Annotated in this window: 23 protein-coding genes; 9 read left to right on the top strand and 14 right to left on the bottom strand. The window is 66.4% G+C overall.

Annotated elements, in window-relative coordinates; translation table 11 throughout:
- Position 1: 1 nt before the first annotated feature.
- A complete protein-coding gene (locus AKJ09_RS22390; RefSeq protein ID WP_146649245.1) occupies positions 2–895 on the bottom strand; it encodes a LysR family transcriptional regulator in 894 nt (297 codons plus the stop codon).
- Positions 896–1188: 293 nt separating this feature from the next.
- Here AKJ09_RS22390 and AKJ09_RS22385 point away from each other — a divergent pair, with 293 nt between their 5' ends.
- Positions 1189–1455, top strand: coding sequence for a hypothetical protein (locus AKJ09_RS22385; RefSeq protein WP_146649244.1), 267 nt, complete (start codon positions 1189–1191; stop codon positions 1453–1455).
- Between the two features lie 21 nt (positions 1456–1476).
- On the opposite strand, the gene AKJ09_RS22380 is transcribed toward AKJ09_RS22385, so the two are convergent.
- Positions 1477–2796 carry a nicotinate phosphoribosyltransferase gene (locus tag AKJ09_RS22380; RefSeq protein WP_146649243.1) on the bottom strand — a complete coding sequence of 440 codons (1320 nt, stop codon included), beginning with the start codon at positions 2794–2796 and terminating at the stop codon, positions 1477–1479.
- An 85-nt stretch (positions 2797–2881) separates the two neighbouring features.
- The gene (locus AKJ09_RS22375; protein ID WP_169927754.1) at positions 2882–3388 is read right to left on the bottom strand and encodes a universal stress protein; all 507 of its coding nucleotides are present in this window, start codon (positions 3386–3388) and stop codon (positions 2882–2884) included.
- 138 nt (positions 3389–3526) lie between these two features.
- Here AKJ09_RS22375 and AKJ09_RS22370 point away from each other — a divergent pair, with 138 nt between their 5' ends.
- A complete protein-coding gene (locus AKJ09_RS22370) occupies positions 3527–5647 on the top strand; it encodes a sodium-translocating pyrophosphatase (RefSeq protein ID WP_146655618.1) in 2121 nt (706 codons plus the stop codon).
- A gap of 11 nt (positions 5648–5658) precedes the next feature.
- On the opposite strand, the gene AKJ09_RS22365 is transcribed toward AKJ09_RS22370, so the two are convergent.
- Positions 5659–6303 (bottom strand): hypothetical protein, encoded by a 645-nt coding sequence (locus AKJ09_RS22365; protein ID WP_146649241.1) that lies wholly within the window; start codon positions 6301–6303, stop codon positions 5659–5661.
- 452 nt (positions 6304–6755) lie between these two features.
- Between AKJ09_RS22365 and AKJ09_RS22360 the strand changes: the two genes are divergently transcribed.
- Positions 6756–7835, top strand: a complete 1080-nt coding sequence (locus AKJ09_RS22360) for an extracellular catalytic domain type 2 short-chain-length polyhydroxyalkanoate depolymerase (protein ID WP_146649240.1) — start codon at positions 6756–6758, stop codon at positions 7833–7835.
- Positions 7836–7864: 29 nt separating this feature from the next.
- Complete coding sequence (locus tag AKJ09_RS22355) at positions 7865–9589, top strand: helix-turn-helix domain-containing protein (protein WP_146649239.1); 1725 nt, start codon at positions 7865–7867, stop codon at positions 9587–9589.
- A 9-nt stretch (positions 9590–9598) separates the two neighbouring features.
- Here AKJ09_RS22355 and AKJ09_RS22350 read toward each other — a convergent pair whose 3' ends face one another.
- Entirely contained in the window at positions 9599–10333 is a 735-nt protein-coding gene (locus tag AKJ09_RS22350; protein ID WP_146649238.1) for a hypothetical protein, read from the bottom strand.
- Between the two features lie 124 nt (positions 10334–10457).
- On the opposite strand from AKJ09_RS22350, the gene AKJ09_RS22345 reads away from it, so the two are divergent.
- Positions 10458–11468, top strand: a complete 1011-nt coding sequence (locus tag AKJ09_RS22345) for an alcohol dehydrogenase (RefSeq protein ID WP_146649237.1) — start codon at positions 10458–10460, stop codon at positions 11466–11468.
- A gap of 7 nt (positions 11469–11475) precedes the next feature.
- Here AKJ09_RS22345 and AKJ09_RS22340 read toward each other — a convergent pair whose 3' ends face one another.
- The 9 genes from AKJ09_RS22340 to AKJ09_RS54350 form a co-directional block, all read right to left on the bottom strand.
- Positions 11476–12132, bottom strand: coding sequence for a hypothetical protein (locus AKJ09_RS22340; protein ID WP_146649236.1), 657 nt, complete (start codon positions 12130–12132; stop codon positions 11476–11478).
- 190 nt (positions 12133–12322) lie between these two features.
- Positions 12323–14134 carry an IgGFc-binding protein gene (locus AKJ09_RS22335; protein ID WP_146649235.1) on the bottom strand — a complete coding sequence of 604 codons (1812 nt, stop codon included), beginning with the start codon at positions 14132–14134 and terminating at the stop codon, positions 12323–12325.
- Positions 14135–14157: 23 nt separating this feature from the next.
- Positions 14158–15585 (bottom strand): RCC1 domain-containing protein, encoded by a 1428-nt coding sequence (locus AKJ09_RS22330; protein ID WP_169927753.1) that lies wholly within the window; start codon positions 15583–15585, stop codon positions 14158–14160.
- Positions 15586–15595: 10 nt separating this feature from the next.
- Positions 15596–16810 carry a beta propeller repeat protein gene (locus tag AKJ09_RS22325; protein WP_146649233.1) on the bottom strand — a complete coding sequence of 405 codons (1215 nt, stop codon included), beginning with the start codon at positions 16808–16810 and terminating at the stop codon, positions 15596–15598.
- Positions 16807–18039, bottom strand: a complete 1233-nt coding sequence (locus AKJ09_RS22320) for a beta propeller repeat protein (protein WP_146649232.1) — start codon at positions 18037–18039, stop codon at positions 16807–16809. Before AKJ09_RS22320 ends, AKJ09_RS22325 begins: the two co-directional genes overlap by 4 nt.
- Complete coding sequence (locus AKJ09_RS22315; protein WP_146649231.1) at positions 18036–19229, bottom strand: hypothetical protein; 1194 nt, start codon at positions 19227–19229, stop codon at positions 18036–18038. The genes AKJ09_RS22320 and AKJ09_RS22315 overlap by 4 nt, the downstream gene beginning before the upstream one ends.
- Before the next feature lie 61 nt (positions 19230–19290).
- Positions 19291–20067 carry a tetratricopeptide repeat protein gene (locus AKJ09_RS22310; RefSeq protein ID WP_146649230.1) on the bottom strand — a complete coding sequence of 259 codons (777 nt, stop codon included), beginning with the start codon at positions 20065–20067 and terminating at the stop codon, positions 19291–19293.
- Positions 20064–20657 carry an RNA polymerase sigma factor gene (locus tag AKJ09_RS22305; protein ID WP_146649229.1) on the bottom strand — a complete coding sequence of 198 codons (594 nt, stop codon included), beginning with the start codon at positions 20655–20657 and terminating at the stop codon, positions 20064–20066. The genes AKJ09_RS22310 and AKJ09_RS22305 overlap by 4 nt, the downstream gene beginning before the upstream one ends.
- Before the next feature lie 35 nt (positions 20658–20692).
- Positions 20693–21820, bottom strand: a complete 1128-nt coding sequence (locus tag AKJ09_RS54350) for a hypothetical protein (RefSeq protein ID WP_205633770.1) — start codon at positions 21818–21820, stop codon at positions 20693–20695.
- 482 nt (positions 21821–22302) lie between these two features.
- Here AKJ09_RS54350 and AKJ09_RS22295 point away from each other — a divergent pair, with 482 nt between their 5' ends.
- From AKJ09_RS22295 to AKJ09_RS22280, 4 genes are all read left to right on the top strand, one after another.
- The gene (locus AKJ09_RS22295) at positions 22303–23031 is read left to right on the top strand and encodes a DUF4331 family protein (RefSeq protein WP_146649228.1); all 729 of its coding nucleotides are present in this window, start codon (positions 22303–22305) and stop codon (positions 23029–23031) included.
- Positions 23032–23044: 13 nt separating this feature from the next.
- A complete protein-coding gene (locus AKJ09_RS22290; protein WP_146649227.1) occupies positions 23045–23662 on the top strand; it encodes a hypothetical protein in 618 nt (205 codons plus the stop codon).
- Between the two features lie 82 nt (positions 23663–23744).
- Positions 23745–24968, top strand: a complete 1224-nt coding sequence (locus AKJ09_RS22285) for a tetratricopeptide repeat protein (protein WP_146649226.1) — start codon at positions 23745–23747, stop codon at positions 24966–24968.
- Positions 24965–26041 carry a HupE/UreJ family protein gene (locus AKJ09_RS22280; protein WP_169927752.1) on the top strand — a complete coding sequence of 359 codons (1077 nt, stop codon included), beginning with the start codon at positions 24965–24967 and terminating at the stop codon, positions 26039–26041. The genes AKJ09_RS22285 and AKJ09_RS22280 overlap by 4 nt, the downstream gene beginning before the upstream one ends.
- Positions 26042–26109: the final 68 nt, after the last annotated feature.

Here is a 26109-nt window from a genome sequence, read left to right as displayed (position 1 = left end):
CTCAACGAATCGGCAGCTCGGAAGGCAGCGCTTCGAGAAACGCACGAATGCGCGGAGAGCCTCGCAGCTCCGCGCGATAGATCGCCGAGGCCATGATCGATGGCGACGACCATTCGGGCAAGACGCGCCGCAGCCGGCCTGCTTCGATGTCTGCGTCGACGAGCCACGACGGCAGATACGCAGGTCCCAGGCCGGCAAGCGCCATGTCGCGGAGCGCACTCGGCGCATTCGTCCGCAATTGACCACGAGGCTCGAGGGTCCGCTCCTCGCCGGACCGCACGAGGTGCCAGCGGATCGGCGCACCGGCGGGGGTGACCTGCACGAGACACACGTGCTCCGCGAGCTGCTCGGGCGTCCGCGGCGTTCCGTGTTTGCGAAGCCATTTCGGCGCGGCCACGACGATGCGGTACATGTCGAACACCGGCTGCGCGACGAAGGACGTACTGTCCGGCGGTGGCGAGCCCGCGCGGATGGCGACATCGACGCCTTCGCTCACGAGATTCACCAGGTGATCTTCCAGCCGGAGATCGACAGCGAATCGTGGATGCTTCTCGGTCAGCTTGGTGACCACCGGAACGAGGATGATCGCGCCGAACGTCACCGAGGCGCTGACGACGAGGCGCCCCGTCAGCTCTTTCGCATTGCGAACCGATTCTTTCGCTTCCTCGACGTCGCGCAGAACGCGGACGCAGTGCTCGTACCAAGTCTGCCCGGCGTCCGTAATGCGGAGCTTGCGTGTCGACCGCACGACGAGCGTAGTTCCGAGCTCAGCCTCCAACGCCTGGAGCTGGCGGCTGACGGCGGGCAGCGAAATGCGCTGAGCGCGCGCCGCCGACGAGAGACTCTGCCCTTCCACGATACGGATGAAGTTCGCCATCTGCGCCAGAAGGTCCACGCGGCGACCCTGCGCGATTCTTTACGCCTACGCAAGAATCACGATCGTGCGGTTTCATGCGGTCCCTCAAACGATGCCCTGGACTGGAACGCCCGACGGCCTCGACTCGACGTGCACGCGCAACGTGCTGCTGCGCGTCGACGACCTCTCCGTTGCCCGCTGATGAAGCTACTCCGTAGCAAGTCGCTCCGCAGGGAGGCAAACGTGTGGCGAACGTGCATCGAGACGCACGTGCTCTCGCGTGCTTGCACACGACTCGCGCGGGCGCGCCTCTTGCTCCCGTGCGGCGCCCCATGAGCATGTCATCCGATGCGTTCGTCGCGGCCCTCTGCCGCACCGGGTTCGTCATCTACCACAAGGGTCCGGAAGGCACGATCCTCGAGCGTGGAACGAGGGCGGTCGTGGTGCCGTCACGGGAGTGGCTCGAGGCCGACGAGGTCGGCGATCTGCGCCGTATGGCTGGCATCACGTGGCGCGAGTTCGACGCCATGATCGCCCAGCCGGAGAGCGAGCTGCGGGCCTACGGCAGCGCCACGCGCGAGCAGGCCTCCGCGGGCTGAAGCCACGTTTCGCCTGGCGCCCTAGGCGGCCGAGTCGAGCCGAGCCGAGAGCTGCAGCAGCGCGGGCGACTTGCGAACGGGAAACGCGGGGTCGACGGTCAACAAGCGGAGATGCTCGGGAAGCCGCGCCATCTGCTCTCGTGATCGGCTTCGAATCCTATCGAGCGACTCGCGCCCGGCCACTCGACGCCCGCCGCGCATGATCGGCACCAGCAGTGGAGTGCCGGGCAGCACATCCCCCTCGATCGTGACCGTATCCGCGTACATTCGGCCCTCTTCGTCGGACAACCGATAGATCTGCTTGCGGCCAGGCCAGCTTTTCTTTCCTTCGGACAGCTTGCGACGCGCGCGCCCCGCATACTCGACGAGCTTGTACGCGCAATCGAGATACGGAGCATCGGCGGAGGTGTCGAGCCGGGTGCCGATTCCGAATCCGTCGATGGGAGCGCCGCTGCTCACCAGCATGCGCAGGGAGTGATCGTCGAGACCACCGCTCACGAAGATCGAGCACGCCGAGAGCCCACCGGCATCCAGGATGCGCCGAACGCGTCGGGCGTGTTGGGCAAGGTCGCCGCTGTCGATGCGAACGGCGCGAGCCACGATTCCCTCCTTCGCGAGGGCCACCACGCGGTGCGCCGCGAGCTCGACGTCGTAGGTGTCGATCAAGAAGACGACGTTGTCGGGATTCGCGCGCGCAAAGCTGCGAAAGGCATCCACCTCGTCGTCGTGCGCTTCGACGTACGAGTGCGCCATCGTCCCATAGAGCGGAATACCGAATCGTATTCCGGCGAGCACCGTCGACGTTCCGTGGAAGCCCGCGAGATACGACGCGCGAGCAGCATAGAGGCCTGCTTCCCAGCCATGCGCGCGCCGCACGCCGAAGTCGACGAGCAGGTGGTCCGGCGCCGCCAGAACGATACGTGCAGCAGCAGAGGCAATGACGGTTTGGAAGTGAATCAGATTCATCAATCGCGTTTCGACGAACTGGGCTTCTGCAATCGGCGCCGCGACTCTCAGTAGAGGTTCGTTCTCGAACACGACCGTGCCCTCGGGAATCGCGTCGACGTCCCCGGTGAATCGAAGATTGCGAAGGCTGTCGACGAGACCGGCCGCCAGCGCTCCGCTCCCGGCCAGCTCATCGAGCTCCGCGGGTGAAAACCGGAGGCCCTCGAGGAACGTGATCGCTTGCTCGAGACCGGCCGCAATCAGGAAGCCGCGCGACCGTGGAAGGGCGCGCACGAACAGCTCGAACACGGCGGTCTCGTGCATGCCGGCCTCCAGATACCCACGCACCATCGTGAGCTCGTAGAGGTCGGTCAGGAACATCTCGCCGGGCGTCATTTCGAACCTCTTGGACGAGACCTCGGCTATCCCACCTTCACGTGGCGCAATCCGCCCGCCGTTGCATTTGGCGTCACGAGGCAGATCACGAATGGTGGCGCTGCGCCTGCTCGGCGAGCGACAGCTCACCATGCCGGCGCTCCGCGAAGGATTGGTAGTCCCCTCCCGGCTGCCTCACGGTGAGAACGGGGCAGGGCGCATTGCGTACGACTCCCTCGGCCACGCTTCCCAACATCGAGCGCAATCGCCCCACCCGTCCGTGGGTTCCCATGACGATGAGGTCATAGTCACCGTCGTTGGCGATCTCCACGATCTTACGGAGCGGATCGCCCGAAACGATCCGTCGCGAGAGGCGATTTCCGATTCGCGCTTCGACTCGTGACGCGGCCGTATTCATGGCCTCCTCGAGCTCCTCCCGAGCGCCGCTCGAGAGCGGAGTCATCGATCCAATCTCGAACTCGTCCGGCGCCTCGACGTGGACGACGTCGACCGTCGCGTCGAAGTCCTCGGCGAGCGCAACGGCGTGATCGAGCGCAGCAATCGAAGGTTCAGAGCCGTCGAACGGTACGAGGATCGTGTGGAGGGCAGCCATGTCCGAGCGTGGTGCAACGCGCGTACCCCTCGTCGCGTACCCCTCATGATGCTCACACGCGGTCACCCGCGCGCACGCGCGATGCATCGGCAGTAGCGCGGCCGGTGATCGATGACGTCGACGAGCGAAAATGTGTGGATGGGATTCGTCCTCGTGGCGGGCGTGGTCTCGCTCGTGGCCACGGCCCTGTTCGCGCGAAGCGTCCTCGGCGCCGACAAAGGCACAGAAGCCATGCAAGACATCGCGCGCGCCATCCGCGAAGGAGCTCACGCGTTCTTGAGAAGGCAGTATCGGACGGTCGCCATTCTCGCCGTCGTGGTCATGGGCATTCTCTTCCCCGTCGAGCGAATGACACGCGGCAACGAGGTTGCGTGGCGCACGATCGTGGCATTCGTCATCGGCGCCGTGTGCTCGGCCGGCGCCGGCTATTGGGGAATGATCACGTCGCTCCACGCGAACGTCCGCGTGGCGAGCGCATCACGCGTCAGCGTCGACCGCGCACTCACCCTCGCTCTTCGCGGAGGCGCCGCGGCGGCCCTTCCGGTCATTGCCGGCTCCCTTCTCGGGGTCGCGGGACTGTTCATGGCGTTCGGTGGACTCGGCGCGCCGCGGGCCGTTCCCTATCAGATCGTCGGATTCGCCTTCGGCGCGAGCTTCGTGGCACTCTTTGCGCAGCTCGGCGGAGGCATTTATACGAAGTCGGCAGACATCGGCGCCGACCTCGTCGGCAAAGTCGAAAAAGGAATTCCCGAAGACGACCCTCGGAACCCCGCCGTGGTGGCCGATCTAGTAGGCGACAACGTCGGTGATTGCGCCGGTCGCGGCGCGGACATCTTCGAATCGGCCTCCGCGGAGACGATCGGAGCGATGATCCTCGGGGTCACCCTGTATCCCGTCTTCGGCTCCGCCGGCGTGCTCTTTCCACTCGTCGCCGGAGGCTTCGGGCTGCTGGCGTCCATCGTGGGAATTCTGGCGTCCCGCATGAAGAACGAGAGCGATGATCCGATGTCGGCCATGACGCGCGGACACCTCGTCACGCTCTTGTTCACGAGCGTGGGTCTTTACGTGGCAGTCCAATACCTGCTCGGCGGCAATGCATGGCTTCTCGTGGCGGGCCTCATCGGCGTGCTCGCAAGCTTCGTCTTCGCGGCCATCACGCGCCTGTATACCGGCATCGGTCATCGCCCCGTGAGTTGGATCGCAGAGAGCTCGCTCTCGGGACCGGCGACGAACATCACGAGCGGGTTCTCCGTCGCCCTCGAGTCCACGGCGCTGCCCGTCGTGACCATCGCGGTCGCGCTGCTCTCCGCTTACGAATGCGGGCTCCACGGATTGCCCAACGTGCCTGGCGCAGGCCTCTACGGCACGGCCGTGGCGACGATCGGCATGCTCTCGACGGTGGGGTACGTGCTCTCGATGGACATGTTCGGCCCCATCACCGACAACGCCGGCGGCATCGTCGAGATGTCCGGCGCGTCGGACGAAGCTCGAACACGCACCGATCGGCTCGACGCCGCTGGCAACGTCACCAAGGCCACCACCAAAGGTTATGCGATCGGTTCGGCGACGCTCGCAGCCTTCCTGCTCTTCTCCGCCTACCTCGACGAGGTCACACTGCTCGCCCGCGCCAAGCTGACGGCCGCCGGCGACATCCACGCCGCGAGCTTCCACTTCGCGCACATCGACATCGCCAAGGTACCCGTCTTCCTCGCCGCCCTCGCTGGCGCCACCGTCGTGTTCGTGTTCAGCGGGCTCGCGATTCGCGCGGTCGTTCATGGCTCGCACGCCGTCATCCGCGAGGTACGCCGGCAGTTCCACGAGAACCCGGAGCTCATGCATCATGCGTCGCGGCCGGACTACGCGCGTTGCGTCGACATCGTCACCGCCAGTGCGCTGCACGGGATGATCGCGCCTGGAATTCTCGGCGTGGCCGCCCCGGTCGTCGTCGGCCTGCTCTTCGATGCCATCGCGCCTCACACGTTCCTCGGGGCCGAAGCGGTAGGCGCAGAGCTCCTGGTGGGCACCATCGCAGGTGTGCTGCTCGGCTCGTTGATGAACACCGGAGGCGGCGCATGGGACAACACCAAGAAGTTCATCGAGAGCGGCGTGCTCGGCGGCAAAGGCAGTGATGCGCACAAGGCGGCGGTCGTGGGCGACGCCGTCGGCGATCCCCTCAAGGACACCGCAGGACCATCGCTCCACGTCCTCATCAAGCTGCTGGGCACGGTCTCGCTAGTGACCGCACCGCTCTTCGTCTGAACGCACGCGCGTCAGAGAGACGTGACGGGGCCGACCCACCCCTGCGCGCGGTCCTTCAGGCCGTTCACGAAGTCCTGGGCGCCGTCGCGTAGCTCTTCGTCGATCAGATACTGGGGCGCGGGGATCCTCGGCACGAGAAGGATGTCGACCTGGAGCAGTGAGTGTTTCTCGTCGACGGGCTTCACCGAGATGATTGCGTGCGCCTGCTTCATGTCACCGCGGACCGCAGCGCCCTCGAGGACGTGCATGCCGTTGTTGACGCGCGGCAGTCCGAACCGCATGACCTCGTGGAATTCGACCTTGAGCGCACCGATGTAGACCGGGTAGCGCATGTATACGTCGGTGTTGTCGCCTTCCTTGGCGATCACGCGCGCCGTCGCGAACTTGCGATGGATCTCTTTGTAGTGCGCAAAATCGACGGTGTACTTCGCGACTTTTTCGGCGGGAGCGTCGACGAGTGCCTCGGCGTGTCCGTACCGCTCGCTATGCCCGGCGGGCGAATAGTTCCACTTGAGCGTCTGCTTTGCGTCGAGGAGCCGCGCGACTTGGGGATCGCGGGCCGGGGCCTTCGGCGCCTCGGCATCTGCCTGGGCGACGACGGGGAGAACGACGAGGGCGAGAGCGGCGAAAGCGGTGAAGGGCGAGGTCGGTCTCATGGTCGTGTTCGCAGGGCGTACTAGCGAAGCCTGTGCCGAGTCCGTGACGCTCCGTGGCAATCGGCAGGTGCCCACGCTCGAGGTTCGATACCTGTTGGCAAGGCTCGCCGATCCCTGCGGAAAATTCGGGTCGGCGGCGTTGCCTCGACCATGGCGGAGGCCTCGGCCTCCCGCAGGCCGTTTCACCAGGTGTGTAGGGGTTCCGACAACCCGGGTGTAGCCCTTCGTTCTCGGTGCGCAGGCAAATACACGTTCACTTCGGCGCGCAGCCCGCAAAGCCGACCTGTCGGATCGCCGACATGCTGATCCGAATGCCAGGCCGCTGCTTCGACGGGCCGGGGTGTTTGCGCACGACCGCGTAAGGTCGTGTAGAGGGCGAGTAAGCGGCGCGTGCCGCGGATGCCGAATAGGAACGATTCTCGAACCAGGGGGGTTCCGAGAGGAGTTTCTGCATGGGTCCTTCGTCATGGGGATCTGTCACTGCGCTCGTCATCGCCCTTGCGTGCACCACGTCTGCGTGCGCGCCGTCCGCGGAAGAAGCGGACAACGAAGACGTTGCCTCGTCGTCCGAATCGGCACTCCAGAGAAAGGAGCTGCCCCGTCTCGTGATCGATCCGAACGGGACGACCGTATCCGGTCTCTCGTCGGGCGCCTTCATGGCCGTGCAGATGCACGTGGCCTACGCACGCGAGGTGCATGGCGCGGCCGTCTTCGCGGGTGGACCGTTCCTATGCGCGGGCGGGAACTCGTACACCGCAACCACCACGTGCATGGCTCCGGCGCCGAACGATGCGCCGTCGGCGAGAATCGCCGTGGCACGTGCCCAGTCGCTTGCGCTGGCGGGCCTCGTCGATTCACCCAGCGCCCTTGCTGGGAGCCGCGTCTTTCTCTACGGCGGCGCGGACGACAAAACCGTCGCTCCCGTCGTCATGGACAGCGTGCGTGACTTCTATGCCTCCCTCGCGGGCGACGGAGGGCTATCCACGCATCTGCACGTCCCGGGCACCGGTCATGTTCTTCCGACCGTCGATTCGGGAGACAGCTGCGACGCAGGCGGAACCACGTATCTCGGCAAATGCGGTTTCGATGGAGCGGGCGCGGCGCTCGAGCACCTTTACGGCAAACTCGAAGCCCCATCGACGACGCCGAAGGGTCGGCTCCTCCGCTTCTCGCAAGCCCCGTACGCGTCGTTCGCTTCCGGCATGGCCGACAACGGATATGCCTACGTTCCGGCGTCCTGCTCGCAAGGCGAGACGTGCCGCATCCACGTCGCCTTTCACGGTTGCAAGCAATACGCGACCGGCCCCGTGGGAGAGCGCTTCGTGCGGCAGTCGGGGTACGCGCGATGGGCAGACACGAATCGGATCGTCGTTCTCTTTCCACAGGCGACGACGAGCGTCCTCAATCCAAACGGGTGCTGGGATTGGTGGGGATACACCGGTCCGTTCTACGCCACGCAGCTCGGGCCGCAGATCTCGGCGATCCACCGCATGATCGTCACACTGTCGTCCGGACAATCGAAACCTGATTGAAACAGCGCGCGTCTAGGGTGAACGGCACAGTGGACAACGACGCTCTGGCGGAAAGGTTCGAGGATCTTCGGCGCGGCCCTCTCGACCGACACGCAACGGCCCACGCCACCGCGCTGCTCGAGTGCCTGGCCGAACGGCCCTCGTTCGAGCCGCGCGATGCCCTTCTCCTTACCGACAACGCGGAGCTGTGGGCGGCACTCGGCCTCGACGGACGCGCGCTGGAGATCGCCCGAGCCTGGATTTCCAAGGGCTTGAAAGAGCCCGCTCTCGCACGCATGGCGGCACGTTGCGCTCTCGTCGCGGCGCCGCCGAGCGTCGAGCTGCGCCTCCGTGCGGTCGGTACCTCGATCGACGCCGACGCATTCCGAACGCTCGCCGCCTTCATGCGCGGCGATCTCGCACGCGCGGTGGCCATCGCCAAGCGCCGCGACTTCTTCCTCGAGGGCGACGACGTCCCGGCGGTTTACGGTTGTGCTTACGGAGCGTGGGCTCTCGGCCTCCTCGGTCGTGTCGACGAGGGCAACGCGGTGCTCGCCTCGTGGCACGCACGCAATCGCGGCTCTCATCCTCGCGCGCAGCAGTTCATCCTGCGCGCACGGGCTTGGCTCGCCTCGATCATCGGCGATCACGCGAACGAGCGCGCACTCGTCGAGCAGGCGATGGCGATCTGCGAGGAAGAGTCGCTTCTCGTCGAGCGATCGTTCGTGGAGGTCGAGCTCGCCTTCGCGGCACTTCGTGCAGGCGACGACATGCTCGCCGAAACCTTCGTCACGACCTTCACGCCGGAGCCGGTCGTCGGTCGTGAGCGCGCTCCCGGCCTCATCGAGGCCTATCGCGATCTGGCGCGCGCGGAGCTCGATCTCCAGCGGGGCGAGACGAAGAGCGCACGCGACGCCGCTACGCGTGCGCACCTCTACTTCGAAGCCTCGGGCAACATCATCCTCGCCTCCGACGCACTTCGCAGCGCCTGCCTCGCGGACCTCGGTGGCCGAGGCGCACGCGAGGCTCTCGAGAAATACCGTCGCGCGGTCTATCGCTCACGCATGGCGCACTGCATGCGTCATCTGCGCGTGCTCGAGGCCATCGTGCGGCGCCCCGCAAGCAGCCGCAGTCTCGAGCTCCGCGCACGCGACGAAGTTCTCGCCGTTCCCGCGATTCGCCTCTTCTCCCCCGCCCTCGAGACGCGCAGCGCCGACGTCTACGTCGACACGGTGCAGCGCGAGGTCTCGATTCGCGGCCGCGGGCCCTTCAAGCTCGGCGAGCACCCGGTGGTCGAGCGCGTGCTCGAAGTGCTCGCGTGCTCCCATGGTTCGGCCACCACGATCGAAGCGCTCTTCGAGCGCGTGTGGGGCGGCAGTTACCATCCGCTTCGCCACGAGAACAAACTCCACGTGACGCTCCACCGCTTGCGTCAGTGGCTCGACGAGCGGTCACCCGAAGCCGGAGCCCTCGTCGTGCTCAAGGGCGGCGTCGTCACGATCGACGAGGCCGCGGACGTGCGCGTGTTGTCGTTCCAGACCGACAAATGCCTCACGCCGTTACACCGAGCGCAGCCGAGGGAAGACGTGCTCGAAGCGCGCGTCCTCGAGACGCTGCCCGCCGACGGCGAGCTGTCGACGAGCAACGTCGGAGTCCTCGTCGGTGCGAGCCGGACGGCCGTTCGCGCGCAACTCTCGGCGCTCGCGCAGCGCGGGCTCGTCGCACGACGTGGTCGTGGGAGAGCCACGCGCTGGTCTCAGGGCGGCGGGGCCTGAAGCGCTCGATCAGAGCGAGAGAGTCGGAGCCCCCGCGTTGTCGGCCGGCACGAGCTCGGCAGGCGCGGCCTTCTGCTCCGGCGTCGCCGGCGGCGACGTGGGCATTGTGTTCGGTGCCGTCACGAGCTGCACGCGGCGGCTTGGGATATCCATCGTCCAGACGAAGTTCGCTCCCCACGGGCCGCGGCCGTCGTCCTGAGGAATGCTGACTTCGAGCGTGATCTTTCCCTGCTTGGCAGGAACGCCGCAAAACTGCGTGCGCCGTTCGATGACGCGGAACGTCTTCTGTTCGGTCTCGGTCGAGCGGAAGCTCCCGGCGGCATCTTTGGATACGAACTCGACGACGGCCTTCTCGCGCTCACCGGTGTATTGCCAATCGGAGACGCCCATCTCTTCGCGGTCGATGTTCACGCGCTGGCCGTTCAGCTCGATTCGGTATTGAGACATCGGCACGTCCAGAGACGTGTGCGTACGCGTGTGGAGCGCCACGCAGACACCGTCGGTTCCGTAACGAACGATGCGAGCCTCGTCGACGAGGGCTTCGCGCGAGATCGCCGAAGGCGTCTTTTCGGTAGGTTGTCCGGGACGTGCCGGCGAGCTCATGAAGTTCGTGAGCTTCGTGCGGTCCTCGGAGACGTCGGCGGCGCTGATGGTGCGATCCTGCGTGCGGAATCCGCATCCGGACGCACCGAGCATGGCAAGCGTGCCCATCCACAAGCGAGAAAAGAAGACGGTCGTTCTCACGCCTCCTGCGTATCACGTCGCACCACAACGGCGATGCCGAACTGCGCTCGGGCAGGCTTGCACGCCGTGGCCGACTTGGTCATGCTGGGCCGCACGCTCGCAAGAGCGAAGGGGGAGACGACGCATGGCGAAGATGCGAGCCGTTCAGGTGTCGAAACCGCAAGGCAAGCTCGAACTGGTCGAGCGCGACGTGCCGCAACCCAAGGCCAATGAAGTACGAATCAAGGTCGAAGCGTGCGGCGTATGTCACAGCGACGCGATCGTGAAGTTCGGCGCCTATCCGGGCCTCACGTTGCCTCGTATTCCAGGACACGAAATCGCCGGACGAATCGATGCCGTCGGCGCGAACGTCACCGAGTGGAAGCCCGGACAGCGCGTCGGCGTGGGCTGGCACGGCGGGCAGTGCTTCGTCTGCGACCCATGCCGCAGGGGGCAGTTCCTGAACTGCGTGAACGCCAAGATCACGGGCGTGACCTTCGACGGCGGCTACGCCGAATACGTCGTCGTGCCCCACGAAGCGGTGGCCCGCATGCCCGACGATCTCGCAGCCAACGATGCGGCTCCGCTTCTCTGCGCGGGCGTCACCACGTTCAACGCACTACGAAACAGCGGCGCGCGGAGCGGCGACACCGTGGCGGTGGTCGGTGTGGGCGGCCTCGGCCACCTCGGCATCCAGTACGCCGCGAAGATGGGTTTCCGCGTTGTCGCCCTGTCGCGAGGTGCCGACAAGGAGTCCCTCGCGCGCGAGCTCGGCGCCCACGAGTACGTCGACACGAAGAAGGTCACCGCCGCCGAAGGACTGAACGCGTTGGGCGGCGCCGATCTGGTCCTCGCCACCGCGCCGAACACCGATGCCATCACGAGCACCATCGAAGGACTGAAGCCTCGCGCGAAGCTGCTCATCGTCGCGGCCCCGTTCGAGCCGATGACCACCAGCGCCCTTCCCCTGCTGAGCGGCAAGACCATCGCCGGTTGGCCGAGCGGAACGTCGATCGACTCCGAAGACACGCTTCGCTTCAGCGCACGCACCAAGGTTGCGCCGCGCATCGAGGTCTTCGGGCTCGACAGGGCCGAAGAGGCCTACACGAAAATGATGGAGAACAAGGTTCGTTTCCGCGCCGTGCTCGTTCCCTAGCCCGGAGTCAGTAGCAAAGCGAAGAGTCGAAACCATCGCCGTTGCAGGTGGCGACGACAGGCCCCTTGGCGCACGGCCAAAGGATGCACTTGTCGCCGCCGCACTCGGCGTCGGTCCGGCACATCTTCACCGTGCAGCTCGCAAGACACTTCGCGCTGAACGAGCCGCCACCGCTGCTCGCGAAGCAGCACGATTGACCACCGCTACAGTCGGCCTTCTCGTCGCACAAGAGATGCGCGACGCGCGTGTCGCCCGCGCCCGCGTTGCAGGCGTACACGCGCAGGATGCAGCTCGGCGCGGTGACCGGATACGTCGCGCAGCAAGCGTAGCCCTCGTCACAACGCGGACCATCCGGAGGACCGCAAGGACCGACCGCATTCGGATCGGACGCCGGTGGAGGCAGCGCCCCGTCCGACGCGTCGACGCCCGAGTCCTCGAGGTGCCCATCGACCGTGCTGCTGTCGCCACGGGGCCGGCCGGAGTCGTTCACCGTGCTGCCGTCGAAGTCCGAACCGCCCTGTCCCGCGCGAGCATCGCGATTGGAGCTCGTTCCCGGCGTGCCGTCGTCGATGGCATCACCGATCGTGAACTTGTCGGCTCCCGTGATGGTCGTACAGGCGCCAACGACGAGCGCAATGCCTAGGAAAAGGAGGAATCGACGCACGGGGCACCTGCCTCGTACGCAGTATAATCATCCACCGCAGGCAACGAGAACACGTCTCTCGTCGAACCCGCGGTGTCGTGAACGCAAAAACGCGTCTTGGCGTCAGAGGCGAAATCGCGTGCAAGCGCGCGAAGCGATGGTTCGATATCGAACTTGGATTCGCTCCAATCGATCTTCGCGCGCTCGGCGATCAGTTCACGATGGGCGCCGGGGCGTCGTTGATCGGACGACTTCCCATGCCGCCTGCGTAGCCGTAGCTCGCGTCGCGACCGATGCCCCAGACGGTGACGGAGAACGTTCCGTCACTGTGCGCTTCGTGGCCGCCGTAGCTGCACTCGCCCTTCGCGAACTTCTGCGCAAGGAAGGCCTTCGTGAGATAGACCCACGCGTACTCGTACTCGCCGCTCGAGCCAAGCGGCTGGAAGTCCTGGAGCTCGCCCGCGCAGTCGAGGTCGACGGGCATGAAGCCCTTGTCCGTCTTGCGGCGCACGACGGTGAGGACCGTGTCCGAGAAGGTGTAGTCGGCAAAGAACACGTAGCGATCGAGGAACTGGTCGGAGGGGACGACGTTGACGAAATCGGGATCGCCCGAGGTCATGCCGCCACCCGGCGCACCGCCACCGAACGTTGCACTCGACATGTGCACGGCGGCGTGGAACGGATGCTTCTTGTCCTGACTCTTCACCGTCACGAGCGCATCCGTCATGAAGTAGACGGGCTGACCCGCGGAGAGGGTATCGGGGGCGCCCGGCGGCTTGCTCGGCTCGTAGGAGAGCACCGTGCCGTCCACCGCGCCGACGAACATCCACAGGACCTTTTCGCGGGCACTGCCCGTGACGCTTATGATGCGAGAGGCATAGGGCACGAGCGCATACTCGTTCCCCCACTGCGAGAACGGCGGGATCTGCTGCTGGGTCACGTCGCACGACATGACACCGCTCGGGAGGAAGTCGCAAGGCGACCCGCCGAAAAGGCCCACGGGCTTGTTCGACGAGATCGGGCTCCCGGTCACCTCGCCGCTCTGAGTGATCTGAAGGACCTGACCACGCGAGAGCGTCCACGTGTGCGTTTCGTTCTTGCCGGCAGCGTCCACCTCGTTGCCGGCGCCAATCGCCTTCGTCGGCCGCATCGACACGCGTGTGTCGTCCTCGTTGGCGACGATCTGGATCGTGCGACGGTCGAGCGCCGAGCGGTTCTGATCACCGTACTTGCCCGTGGAGACAGCGATGTAATTCGTGTCCCACGACGAGATGGGAAGAAGCAGCGTGGCCGTCGGGATGTAGCTGTCGGCGCCGCCGTACGGGTACATCGAATACGCTGAGATGGGCGCGTCGGCCGTGAGATGGAACGCGCTGGTCTTCGCGGTGCCGTGACGGATCGGATCGCCCTTGAATGCGGGCGTGACGCCCTCCGGGCAACGCGTCCCCGCGTAGCCGCTGACCGCCTCGGCCTGCGAGAGGAAGACGACCGCGACCTGCCCAGGCGGAATCGGCCCATCGAGACGCGTGTATGTGGCGCCGTCAGCGGTCCGCGTCACGGTGTAGATCGAGTTCGAAATGTCGAGTGCCTCGCTCCCGTATTCGGCACCGAGGGTGACCGGGCGATCCCACGTGTTCGCGATGAGTGCGGTGAAGCAGGAGCCCGGGCCCTCCGTCGGATCGTCCGGAGGCAAGGTCCAGAAGGAGCAGCCGATCGAGCCCTTCGACAGCGCCGCGCTCTGGCAGGCATCCACGCAGCGATCGACGCCGCAGCCCTCGTCGGGCCCGCAGCTCGTGACTTCTTCTGACCCCGGGCACCCCTTGATGACCTTCTTCAGATCGGCCGAGCAGTGATAACCGCACGACTGGGCGTCGGGCGCCTCCCCGTCCGACGTGAGGGAGCCAGGCCCGTCATCGAACTTGGTAGGATCACTCGAGCACGCTGCAAACGTCACGGCCGCAAGGCCCGTGCACACGACGACGGAAGCGAAACTAATCTTGCGCGCGTCGGTCAGCATCGACATCGACCTTTCATCTCGTCACACGCCTAGAAGGCGATTTTCATCGGCGTCGGGTGCGGATCCTCGTCCGAGGCATCCGTACCCAGCTCGCCGTGCTCGTTGCTCCCCCAACACTGCACGCTTCCATCCTTCAGCAGGGCGCAGACCGAACGATTGCTCGTGGCGATCTGGACGGCATGACCGGTCAGTGAGGCGACCGGAACGAAGAAGGCCGTGAACACGTCGACGCTTCCGTTGCCGAGACGCCCTCGCGAGTCACCACCGCAACATCGAACCGTGCCGTCGGTCATGCGAACGCAGGTGATCTCGTCGGCCACGGCCACCTGCTGCGGCCACGCACGACTGTCGAGCGGCGCACGCGCCGGCAGGAGCTCGGCGTCGGGCAATCCCGTGCACAACGCACCATAGTCACTGCGGCCCCAGCAATAGACCTCGCCACCGGCGATCGCGCAGGCGTGGGCGCGGCGCAGCACGCGGGGGCCCGGACCGATGTCCTGCGTGCCGGGGTTCAGAGGGCCGCTCACGTCCGTGCGGAACGTCAGCGATGCCGCGAGGCTCGTCACCGAGTGGAGCTGCAGGATGGGGTTTGGATGGGGATCCGGGCTGATCGAAGTCATGCGGCCGCCGAGCGGCCCCGTCGGACCGGCGAGCTCACCCCAGCTCATGACGTCGCCCGTGCTCGTGAGGCCGAGCGTGGTGTTCGTGCCGAGCGCGACCTTCGACACGGTGACCGATCCGAGCGAGGCCGGACCGGGCCCGCGCACGTGGGCAGTCTTCGGGTTCGCGAGCTGGAACGAATCGTCGTTGCCCCAGCAGTGGAGCTCGCCCGAGGTGAGGAGCGCGCAAGCGTTCTCGTCTCCGACGTCGACATGCTTGGCCGCTCCGCTTAGCGCGACCGGCGTCGGAACGGCATGATCGCCTTCGTCCTGGGTCGGCGGATCGGCAGAAATGCCGAGCTGACCGCTGCCGTTGTAGCCCCAGCAGCGGACGCTGCCGTCGTCGACGACCGCGCAAGTCGTGCGGTTACCCGCGCTGAGCTGCGTGACGCCGGTGAGCTTGCCGACCTCCACGACGAGCTTCGGCCCCGGGTCGCGGCCTCCGCCGTTCCCGAGCGAGCCGTAGGTGTTGTCGCCCCAACACCGAACGGTCTTGTCGGAGAGGAGTGCACAGAAATGATTCAACCCGGCGACGAGCTGTGTCGCGCAGGGGCCGCCGTCAACGTCGCAGACGACGGGCTCGTCCGTCGGGTCGAACGGATCGCGCCGAACGGCGGAATCGCCGGCCTCGGATGCGTCCGAGCCGCCGTCGGGCGCGTTGTCGACGACGTCGGGCGCGGCGTCGGGAAAGTCGAAGGTGTGCGAGTCCGACGAGTCGTCGCCGCACGCCACCACCATCGCCGAGGAGACCAGCGAGGTGGTGGCAACGAGAGAGAGAATTCCAAAGCGAGGTTTCATGCGCATCCCCTCAAGGCTTCTTCGAAGGGTCCTTGTGGAAGGCCACGCCTTTGCCGGCCACCCAGACGTCGTCCGCTCCGTTCGCCCACACCGCGTAGAACGGGTCGATGACCGGGACCTTCGTGATCGTGATTGCCGACTGCGTGAACGAGGTGCCGTCCCAGTGCCGAACGCGGCCGTAGTCGCCGACGAACCAGGCGTCGTTCGCGGTGGTTCCCCAGATGGCCTGCATCTGCGGTGCAGGCGCTCGGCCGTCGTTAAAGAAGGTCCACGTGAAGGTGGCTCCACTGTCTGCCGAGGTCCCCCGGATGAAGCCCAGGGTTCCCGAGCCTGTCTTGCCGAAGAACCAGATGGTGTCGTCGGAGCTCGCCGAGGCGCCCCAGAAGCGCCAGAAATTTCCGGCCGGGTTCGGCACCTTCGGATCGCCGGGGACCGTCACCTGCGTGAACGCGTCGGCACCAACCTCTTTGCGAAGGACAACGAACTCGTTGCCCGAAAGGGCGCTGCGAACGCCTGCGAGCCACACACCGCTGTTCGGCGTACCCACGACCTTGTTCCAGAAGACGCGTTGGGTCGAGACAGGGTCGAGCGTCCAGCCGCCACCCTTGCCCGTCCCGGGCCCGGTGTAGTGCAGCACGCGTCCTTGCCACGTGAAGTCGTTGACCGGGCCGATGGCCCAGATGTCGTTGGGGCCGGTGCCCCAGATCGACTTGATCTGGGTCGTGTCGCCCGGCAGGTCGACCTGCGCGAAGGTGAGACCGGCCGAGGTCGTGCCCTCACCGTGATAGAGCGAGGTGCCGCTGCCAACCCAGATGTCCGTCGGGCCGCTGCCCCAGACGGTGAGCAGCGCTTCGCTGAACGTCTGGTGCACGCTCCACGCAGCGCCGTCCCACCGCAAGATGGCGCCCTCGTCGGTCACGGCCCAAGCCACGCCCTGACGGTCGCCCCAGATCGAGCGAATCGTCTGCTTCGGCGGAACGGTCGTATGGCAGAAGCCGTCGTCCGAACACTCGCGCGGAGAACCTGCCTCGGCGTCCGTGCGTGCATCGGCATTGGCGTCAGCTCCGCTGTCAACCGCACTGGCGTCGACGCCAGGCAGCACACCGGCTTCTTGCTCGGGCGGAGAAGAGGCGGGCGGCGTTTCGTTCGAGTCGGCGCAGCCCACGAACGTGAGCACGAACGCGAGTCCGAGCCCGAGCCCGGTTCCCATGACGAACCGATTCATTTGGTAGCATCGCCTTTCGGTCCGGTGTAGTGGAGCGCGACCGAATCACCGACGATCCATACGTCGTTCGCGCTGCTTCCCCATACGGAGAGCAGGTTCGGCTTGTTTCCGAGCTTGAACGCGGCCGTCGAAGGTTTCCACTCCGTGCCGTCGAAGTGCAGGATCGTACCTGCTTCGCCAACCGCCCAGATGTCGTTCGCGGCCGTTCCCCACACGGCGTGGAGCGGCATGTTCGTCACGGACTCGACGATGTCCCAGCGCGCTCCGCCGGTGAAATGACGGAGCGTGCCCTTGTCGCCGACCGCCCAGACATCGTTCGCACTGCTGCCCCAGATGCCTTCGAGCGTGAACGACGACTGGCTGTCGACGTTCTGCCACTGCAGGCCCTTGGCGCCTCGGGTCGCGTGCATCGTCAAACCTCGCTGCCACCCGTTCTTCGGGCTGTTGTCGGCGACGTACCAGAAGTCGTTCGCCGAGCTTCCCCAGAACGCGTGCACGGTTCCGTCACCTCGCTCTTCGGTCCAAGCGAGCCCGCCGTCCTCGGCGGTCGTCTTCGTGAACTGGTTGTAGAGCACGTACTCGGTGGTCTCCGGATCCTGTTGGGCGTACGCGCGGGCGCCGATCCGAACGTCGTCAGGCCCGGTGCCCCAGAGCGCAGTCGCGACGCGCGTGAAGTCACGACCGGAGGGGGTGGCCGCCGTGACCATCTCCCATTTGGCGGTCCCGTTCGCAAAGCCGGTGCTGTGAAAGATGACGTCGGTCATGCTCACTGCCCACACGTCGTTCGGACCCGAGCCCCAGACGGCTTGGAAGGTGTTCTGGACGGCAGGCTTGGTCGGCGTGATGACCCACGCCGTTCCATCGTAGTGCGCGAGCGTGCCCGCGGAGCCGCTCGCCCAGACGTCTTTGGGACCCGAGCCCCAAACGCTCGTGAGCGCAACGTTCGTGCTGACGCCGGTGTCCTCGGGGCACCAATCGGCGTTGGAGCACGAGATAACGGTCGAGACGCACGCATCGTCCGAAGCATCACAGCCGGCCTCTGACGCCGCGTCGTTGGCGGCGCCAGCGTCTGCATCCGCACCCGTTTCACCGATCGTGGTGTCCGAACCATCCGGCGACGATCCTGGCGAGCTGTCCGAGGCGGCGCAGCTCACGAACCAGGGCACCAGCACGACGAGCGACGTGGCCGTCGTGGCGAGGAGGAGGCGTTCGATACGCGCGCGATTCATCGGGTCTCCCCAGTGCATTCCGTCATCAGACACTTCCCCTCGATGCAGGGCTGCCCCGCTCCGACGTCACACTGGTTGCCGCACGTCCCGCAGTTGCCGGGGTTGACGAGCAGGTTGGCCTCGCAACCGTCGCTCGGATCGCCATTGCAGTCGGCGAAGCCGGTCGCGCACTCGACGCTGCAGCGGCCCTTCTTGCAGGAGCGCACTTCGTTGGGGCCTGCCGTGCCGCAGTTGTTATCGCAACCGCCACAATTGCTGGGATCGCCGAGGAGGTCCGCGCAGCCGTTCGGGCACATCGATTTGCCGGAGCGCACACAGGGCACCGCGCACTCCCAACCGTTGCCCTCGTCGATGCACTCCTCGGCACCGACGCACTTGATTCCGCAGCCGCCGCAGTTGTTGGGATCGCGCGTGACGTCGACCTCGCAGCCGTCCGAGTCGCACTTCCCAGGGCCAACGTCGTTGTTGCAGTCTCGCAGGTCTTGCCCGCACTTGAGGTGCCCACACGTGCCGGCCACGCAGCCGTAGTTCATGCCTGGAGGGCTCGGATCACACGAGCCTGCGGGGGGCGCTTCTTCCCAACACGCGTGACCGCACGCACCACAGTTGTCGTCGTCCGTCTTGGGGTCGAGACACCGCACGCCGGAGGGCTCGGATGAATCCGGGCAGGCGATGAGGCCCGCCGGACAGCCACACTGGCCGTTGATGCAGGTCTCTTTGTCTCCACACTTGTGACCGCACGCACCGCAGTTGTCGTGGTCGGTGTACGCGTCGACCTCGCAGCCGTCGTCGATCTTGCCGTTGCAGTTGCGATAGTCGGTCTGAACCGTGAGCGAGTTTCTACACTCGACCTCGCAAGCGCCGTCCACGCATCGCGAGTTCATGCGGAGCGGCTCGTACGTGAGGCACTTGTTCCCGCACGCTCCGCAGTTGTTCGAATCGCTCGAGAGGTCCGTCCCGCATTTGTAGGCCGGCCCGCTCTCCGCCGCGCAGGTGGCAAACGGCGACGGGCACTCGGTGCCCTTGCACATCAGCGGGGTGCGCCCGAGGTCGCTGTCGACGGCCGCGTCACCGTCCGACGGGTTTTGGAAGACCGGCGACGTCGAGGCGTCCTCGGTATCGCCGAGACGCGCTTCGCTGGTCGCGCAGCCCCAGGACAATGCCCAGACGAAGAGCAAGGGGACCGGCAAGGTCCGCAACGATCGGATAAACAAATGAGACTCCCTTGAAGAGGAGAGAGAGCTGCGGGAATTACTCCGCGAGAAGGGCGCGGATGCGCTTGCCGTGCACGCTGCTCGGATGCTTCGCGAGGAAGTCATCGGCGAGCTTGGTGGCAGCGGCTCGATTGCCTTGGAGCAGGAGCGTGCGAACGCGAAGCACCGTCGCCTCCGGGCGAAGTGCTCCGTGCGGGAACTCGGCGTCGTACGCGTCGAGAGCGCGCGACGCGTCGACGGTGGCGCCCGCGCCGAGCTTCTTCTTCACGGCGTCGAGCAGCTCGATCTCACGCTCGAGCGAGGGCCCATCGTCGTTCAGCGCCGAGGGCTTCGCCGACGCCGAGAGCGCGGTCGCGGCAGAAGATCGAACCGAGGACGGAACCGAAGGCGGAACCGAAGACGGAGGAGAGAAAGTGGGCGCCGTCGGAAGCGAATCGGGCGTGAGCACGACTTCCGGCGCAGCGGGCGCGGGGGCGGCAGGCGCCACAGCGACCACCGGATTCGCCGACACGACCGGCGCGGCCGTTCGATCGACGACGGACGCGTGGCGCTCGACAATCGAGGTGACGAGGACCGCTCCCACACCGACCGCCGCAGCGGCGAGGATGAAGAAGCGCGGCCGAAAAAAGCCGGAGACCGCAGGTCGCGCTCCACTTGCACCGGCATCGGAGATACTCGCCGCAGCAGGCGCCGCCGCCACGGCCGCGAGGATACGGCTCTCGAGATCCGCCGAAGGCCCTTCGTCGAGTCCCGAGCGGAGGAGGGATCGCTCGAACGACGAGCCCTCCTCGAACAGACGGGGAGGTCCCTTCATGGCGTCCTCTGCATCTGCTTGACCGCGTCTTGGAACTGTTCACGGGCGCGACGAAGACGCGACGCCACGGTACCCATCGGCGCTTCCGTGATTGTCGAAATTTCCAACATCGTCATCTCTTCGAGCTCGTAGAGGACGAACGCGGTCCGGAGATCGGCGCTCATCTCGGAGAGGGCTTTGTCGAGGAGCACGCGGGCTTGTTTGCGCGCGAGAAGCTCGTCGGTATCGAGGTCGGGCGACTTGCAGGTCTCCACGTCGTCGCCGGCGGCCTTGTCCGCACGGACGCGCTGCGACCGGCGGTACCGAGACGTGATACGGAGTGCGACGCCGAACAGGTAGCGGCGCTCGCGGCCCTCCCCGATCTGGTCCATCTTCCGGACCGCAACGAGGAAGACCTCCTGGGCGACGTCGTCTGCGTCCTCCGGGGAGAGGCCGAGACGCCGTAAGAATCGCCAGACGACAGGCAAATGCGTGCGTACGAGCTCGCTCTGAGAGCGCGCCCGGTCACGATCATCCACTCCACGCCCCGCGGAACCTCGCGTCACGTGGAGGTCATGTAGTTCCTCGTAGAGCGAGGGGGAAGCCGCCATGACCCTGGCCTAATCTCGTCACCTCGAAGTTCTGATCACCGAAATCGTACGCGAAGGGACAAACGGACCAAGCCGCCTGCATTCGGGACCGTGAAAATCGTGGTGTTGGGGGCCAAAAAGAAGCGGGTTTGCCGCAGAGGGAAGAGGGCTCCCCCCTCGAGCTCCAGCGTCATGGCTCGGCTCAACTTCCAGTCGAGGTTGGCTTCGGCGACCGGCGCGAGCCACAAATCCCCGTGGGTCGCAGGGTTGGGGGCCCCCCGGGTGTTCCCGTGGTGGTAGCCGACCTGGAACGCCCCGCAGGGAGCGACCCGGAAGGCCCCTGCGAACGGCAGGTGGATCGGACAGAAGCGAACGGTGCCTGCGAACCAGCGGTAAGTCTGCTTGCCTATCGGGAGGTCGCTCGACGTCGTGGCCATGTCGAACGACGCCCGCAGAGCCGGCGTCACGAGGCGTGAGCGGAGCGGCGTGGCTCCCGACCGCCATTCGGCGTCGAGCAGCAAGCCTGCCGAAGGAGCCATCGCCGGACCGATCGCGCTCGTCGCGCCGAGCTCGAGCCCTGCTGCCAAGATCACCGGAGGCGGAGGCGGCGGAGCGACGACCGGCGTGCGTCGCCGCTTCGGCGGTGGCGGTGAAGGTGGAGGTGGAGGTGGAGGTGGAGGTGCCGGCTCGGGCTGCGCCTCGGGGATGGGCTCGACCGGCGGCACCGGCGCCGGCGCGGGCTCCACGTCCGGTGCGGTCATCGACTCGGGATCGACGATGAGCGCAACGACGAGCGCGAGAGCCTTCGCGACCTCCGCGCACGTTCGACTCGAGACGTGCCTCGTCTGATGCGTGCCGTCCGGCTCCTGCACCTCGAGCTGTCCCATCGTCGCGCCCTTCGGACCGTCGTTCGTCTTGATCGTCACCGTGAAGGCGACTGCGGTCTCGTCTTCGGTCGCGAGCTGCGAACGGGGCGTGCGCGAGTGAACGGCGTCGATGAAGGCCGTGCGGTCCGGGCAGCCCTGCGCGGGCGCGGTGTACGCGAGATGGAACCTCGGCGACGTTTCGACCGTCTCGCCCGCTCGTGCGCTCGTCGAGACGAGCCACGTCGCGAGCGGGACGAGCACGAGGAGCGCGAGGTTTGCCTTCGCCCACCGTCGGCTTCGGCGGCTCGCACGCGTCACTCGCGGAACTCCAGAGAGACCTGCCAAATCACGAGCCCAATCACGAACAAGCGAAGAAACGAACAAACGAGAACGGTGAGAGCGTCTAGAAACCGGCCCGAAAATGCACACGCCTCCAGAACGGTCGTGCGGTGCATTGCTTCCGTCAGTCTACCCGAACCGGAGCCCTTCGGTCGCAGGTTCGACGCGTCCCGCCACAGCGCTTTTCAGGCCGATCCATCGCCGGCGGAAGAGCCCGAGCAGACCGGCCATCGACCTCGACCGCGAGGTCTGCGACGAGCGCGCCTCGCGATGCGATGTCGAGCGCCGTTCGACCATGGATTCGATGCCCTCGGCCGCATGTGCGTGACGCCCGAGACCCTCTTGGAAATCGCATCGAAATAGACTCGGCCGCCGTCGCTTTCCGAACGTAGGTTTTGGCAACGAGGCTCTCCGAAAGGAGACCTCCACCGCAATCACGCGCTGGGGTGAGGAGGCCGTGAATGAATGTCCTGACGAACAAGAGAACGTGGCTGCTCGCGCTCGCGGCAGTCGCGACGGCAGCCGCGGTCGGTCTTTCGAGGCCGGCACTCTCGGCCGACCATCGTGACGCGCCGAAGACGAAGGCCGAGCCTGCGGCAGACATCAACGACGTCTACACGTGGGTCGACGGCACAAACTACCAGATGGTGATGACCGTCTTCCCGTTCGCCGACGCGAACGCGAAGTTCTCGAACACCGTCCAGTACGTGTTCCACACGGCGAGCGGCCCTGCCTTCGGCAACACGACCGCGAACGAAGATGTCATCTGCACGTTCGACGCGGCGCAGAACATCTCGTGCTGGGTCGGCACCGACGACTTCGTGACCGGCAATGCCAACGTCCAAGCGGGCATCACCAGCGCGAGCGGCAAGACGAAGGTCTTCGCCGGGCTGCGCTCCGATCCGTTCTTCTTCAACCTGACCGGGTTCAACGACGCGGTCGCTGCGGTCGACGCCGCGAAGCCGACGCTGTCGAACCTGACGGCGGGCTGTCCGACGATCGATCAAGCGACGTCGACCGCCCTCCAGGGCATCTTGAAGGAGACGGCGAGCCCGACCAACCCGACGCGGTCGTCGCCGGACGACTTCGCGACGGCCGCCACGCTGGCGATCGTCGTCTCCGTCGACAAGACGCTCGTGACCAAGGGCGGCAACATCGTCGCCGTCTGGGCGAGCACCAACGGAACCTGAGGAGGAGGACATCATGCGAAAAACAATCCTCTCTCTCGCAACCGTGGCCTCCATGTTGATGGCGGCCTGCAGCAGCAGCAGCTCGACGGGCAGTGGTAACTTCCCCGCCCCGCCCGCCCTCGGAGCCGAGATCGATCGCATGGGTCGGCCCCTGGTCAACACCGCGCTGAACCACACCTTCGATACCAATGATGCGACCAAGGGCGCGGCGAAGGACGAGTACAACTTCAACGCCGACATGACGACCTGGCCCAAGTACGTGCCGGAGTTCGAGGCGAACCTCGCCATCTACGACGCACTCGACACGATCTGCGGCAACCAGATCTTCGCCGACACGACGAAGACCGACGCCAGTCGGTATCAGACGCTCGCCACCGTCCTGTCGGACGACCGCATCTGGGTCAACGCCGCGGCCGCTGCGTGCACGACGTACCTCGCGGTCGAGGCGAACGCGACGAAGATCATCACCAACACCGACTGCGGAGGCCGAAAGCCCTCGTACGAGGTCGCCAAGTTGACCTACACGCTGCTCGCGACGGGCCAGGTCGGCATCACGGTCACCGACGGCACCACGCAGAATCCGGCGAAGACGCAGGTCGCCACGTTCCCGTTCCTCGCGCCGCCTCCCTGAACGTCGAGGCGCACGAAACCACGAAGAGTCCCCTCGTCCGCAAGGGCGGGGGACTCGTTTTCGATTTCGAACGGGAGATTCCATGGCTCTTCGATCCATCGTGGCGGGCCTCGCGCTCCTGGCGCTTGCCACCGGGTGCAAAGGCAAACACGCCGAGCGAACCGGAGGCGCGTCCCCCGAAGCGTCACTTCCTGCGCTGCGTCCCACGACCGACGGGGCCATCGCCGTCGACAACCTGGACGCCATGATCGGAGGGCAAGAGCGACGCATTCAAGCCGCGCCCGGAGACGTTGGGCTGCGCGCCGGGCTCGTCGAATTGCTGCTCACGCGCGGGCAGTTTCTCGGCGTGGTCGCCGACTACGAACGGGCCTCGGCGCTCGCCGAAACGTTGGTGGCCGAAGCGCCGGCTGCTCCCCTCGCCTGGCGGGCGCGCGCGAGCACACGCGCCACCTGGCATCGCTTTCCCGAGGCGCTCGAAGACCTACGCGAGGCCGAAAAAGCAGGGGCTCCGGCGCGCAGTCTGGCCGGGCTCGAGGCGACGATTCTCGCCGCCACCGGTCACCTCGACGAGGCGATGAAGGTCACTCCGGACACCGGGGATGCGCAGGGAGATGCGATGGCCCTCGCCTCGCGTGCGCTGCTCGATGGCGAGCTCGGCATGCTCGACGACGCTGGACGCGGCCTGAACGCGGCGCGCGCACGGTATCGAGACGTGTCGCCCTTTCCACTCGCGTGGATGGACGCGATGCAGGCGACGCTTTACGAGAAGGCAGGAGAGCGAGACAAGGCGCGTGCGCATTACACGCGCGCCGTTCGTTTGCTGCCTCTGTACGCGCGCGCAGCGGCTCATCTCGCCGCGCTCGAAGCTCCGCAGAAGGCCATCGCGCTCCTCACGCCCGTCGTCGCACGAAGCGACGATCCGGAGGTCTTCGCCGAGCTCGGCGATGCACTTCGGAGAGCCGGCCGGACCGCCGAGGGCAAGGCCATGCTCGAGAGGGCCCGCGCGCGCTACGATCACCTGCTCGCTTCGCACCGCGAGGCCTACGTCGATCACGCCGCGCGATTCTGGCTCGGCGCCGGCGGCGACACGGCGCGCGCCCTCGTGCTCGCCAAGAGCGCCTCCTCCGTCCGGTCCAACGACGAGACATTCGGGCTCTGGCTCGAGGCGGCAGAAGCTGCGCGCAACCCGAGCGAGATCTGCGAGGCGTCGCACCGACTGCTCGCCCTTCCCCACGCGGCCGCGTCGTTTCGAGCGGCGGCACGCGAGGCCGCGAAGCGATGCGTCGACCGCACCGCAGGGCCATGAGCATGCGCATCGCGCTCGCGCTGCTGCTCGGATCGATCGCCTTCTGTTTCGGCGTGCGCGCGGAGGCACATCAAGTCGGGCTTTCGCGCGGCAACTACGTGCTCGAAGACGATCGCGTCGAGGCCGAAATCGTGTTCGCCCACCGGGACCTCGCCGCGGCCCTCCCTGCGCTCGATCGCGACGGCGACGGAAAGCTCTCGGCGCGTGAGCTCGACGACGGCGCTTCCATCGTCGATGCCGGCATCGTTCGACCGTTCTCCATCGGAGCTTCCGGGGGGGCGTGTCAGGTCGCGCTCACGAGTCTCGCCATCGACGGAGAAGACGCGATCGTGCGTGCTCGCGCGACGTGCCCGGCGGGCGGCCACGACCTCACGTTCGGCTTCGGATTCCTCGAGCCGTTTCCTTCCGGCCACCGGCACCTCGTGCACGTTCGCGCCGGCAACGTCGACCAGGAAACCGTGGCGATGCGGACGTCGCCGACGATCCTCGTCGACACGGGACATCCGATCGTCGCGAGCCGCATGCCCTCGTTCTTCGGGATGGGCATCGAGCACATCCTGACCGGCTACGATCATCTCGCCTTCCTTGCGGCCCTCGTCGTCGTGGGCGGACGCGCGCGTGGCCTCTTCAAGGCGATCACCGCCTTCACGCTCGCGCACTCGGCGAGCTTGGCCCTGGCGGTCCTCGGGATCTGGACGCCGGCTCCACGTTTCGTCGAACCGGCGATCGCGCTATCGATTGCGTACGTCGGCGTCGAGAATTTCTTCGTTCGCGATACCGACAAGCGCTGGCGCATCACCCTGCCCTTCGGCTTCGTCCACGGGTTCGGATTCGCCGGAGCGCTCGCCGAGCGGAACCTCCCGGCACCACGCATCCCGGCCGCACTCTTGGGTTTCAATCTCGGGGTCGAGGCCGGTCAGATCGCCATCCTCGCCCTCGTCGTTCCACTCGTCATGCTTGCCCGGAACCGTTTTGCCGTGGTCCGCACGTGGCTCGTTCCGGCAATCAACGTCGCCGGTATTCTCGCCGGTCTCGTCTGGCTGTGGATCCGCCTGCACGACGCGACACGCTGAAATTCCAGGGGTATCGAGGGAATCGCACGGTCGTCGTGCGACTTCTTTTGGACCGACGCGTCAACCGA

Origin of the sequence: Labilithrix luteola (assembly GCF_001263205.1) — a bacterium.
Lineage (GTDB): Bacteria > Myxococcota_A > Polyangia > Polyangiales > Polyangiaceae > Labilithrix > Labilithrix luteola.
This window is presented reverse-complemented; position numbering and strand designations above follow the sequence as displayed.

What these genes read in the sequence shown, in the direction of transcription:
- AKJ09_RS22295 (WP_146649228.1), top strand. Translation starts at nt 22,303, where the DNA reads ATGAATGTCCTGACGAACAAGAGAACGTGGCTGCTCGCGCTCGCGGCA.
- AKJ09_RS22310 (WP_146649230.1), bottom strand. Translation starts at nt 20,067, where the DNA reads ATGAAGGGACCTCCCCGTCTGTTCGAGGAGGGCTCGTCGTTCGAGCGA.
- AKJ09_RS22325 (WP_146649233.1), bottom strand. Translation starts at nt 16,810, where the DNA reads ATGAATCGGTTCGTCATGGGAACCGGGCTCGGGCTCGGACTCGCGTTC.
- AKJ09_RS22290 (WP_146649227.1), top strand. Translation starts at nt 23,045, where the DNA reads ATGCGAAAAACAATCCTCTCTCTCGCAACCGTGGCCTCCATGTTGATG.
- AKJ09_RS22365 (WP_146649241.1), bottom strand. Translation starts at nt 6,303, where the DNA reads ATGAGACCGACCTCGCCCTTCACCGCTTTCGCCGCTCTCGCCCTCGTC.
- AKJ09_RS22320 (WP_146649232.1), bottom strand. Translation starts at nt 18,039, where the DNA reads ATGAATCGCGCGCGTATCGAACGCCTCCTCCTCGCCACGACGGCCACG.
- AKJ09_RS22380 (WP_146649243.1), bottom strand. Translation starts at nt 2,796, where the DNA reads ATGACGCCCGGCGAGATGTTCCTGACCGACCTCTACGAGCTCACGATG.
- AKJ09_RS22280 (WP_169927752.1), top strand. Translation starts at nt 24,965, where the DNA reads ATGAGCATGCGCATCGCGCTCGCGCTGCTGCTCGGATCGATCGCCTTC.
- AKJ09_RS22335 (WP_146649235.1), bottom strand. Translation starts at nt 14,134, where the DNA reads ATGTCGATGCTGACCGACGCGCGCAAGATTAGTTTCGCTTCCGTCGTC.
- AKJ09_RS22385 (WP_146649244.1), top strand. Translation starts at nt 1,189, where the DNA reads ATGAGCATGTCATCCGATGCGTTCGTCGCGGCCCTCTGCCGCACCGGG.
- AKJ09_RS22330 (WP_169927753.1), bottom strand. Translation starts at nt 15,585, where the DNA reads ATGAAACCTCGCTTTGGAATTCTCTCTCTCGTTGCCACCACCTCGCTG.
- AKJ09_RS22360 (WP_146649240.1), top strand. Translation starts at nt 6,756, where the DNA reads ATGGGTCCTTCGTCATGGGGATCTGTCACTGCGCTCGTCATCGCCCTT.
- AKJ09_RS22285 (WP_146649226.1), top strand. Translation starts at nt 23,745, where the DNA reads ATGGCTCTTCGATCCATCGTGGCGGGCCTCGCGCTCCTGGCGCTTGCC.
- AKJ09_RS22345 (WP_146649237.1), top strand. Translation starts at nt 10,458, where the DNA reads ATGGCGAAGATGCGAGCCGTTCAGGTGTCGAAACCGCAAGGCAAGCTC.
- AKJ09_RS22370 (WP_146655618.1), top strand. Translation starts at nt 3,527, where the DNA reads ATGGGATTCGTCCTCGTGGCGGGCGTGGTCTCGCTCGTGGCCACGGCC.
- AKJ09_RS22305 (WP_146649229.1), bottom strand. Translation starts at nt 20,657, where the DNA reads ATGGCGGCTTCCCCCTCGCTCTACGAGGAACTACATGACCTCCACGTG.
- AKJ09_RS22375 (WP_169927754.1), bottom strand. Translation starts at nt 3,388, where the DNA reads ATGGCTGCCCTCCACACGATCCTCGTACCGTTCGACGGCTCTGAACCT.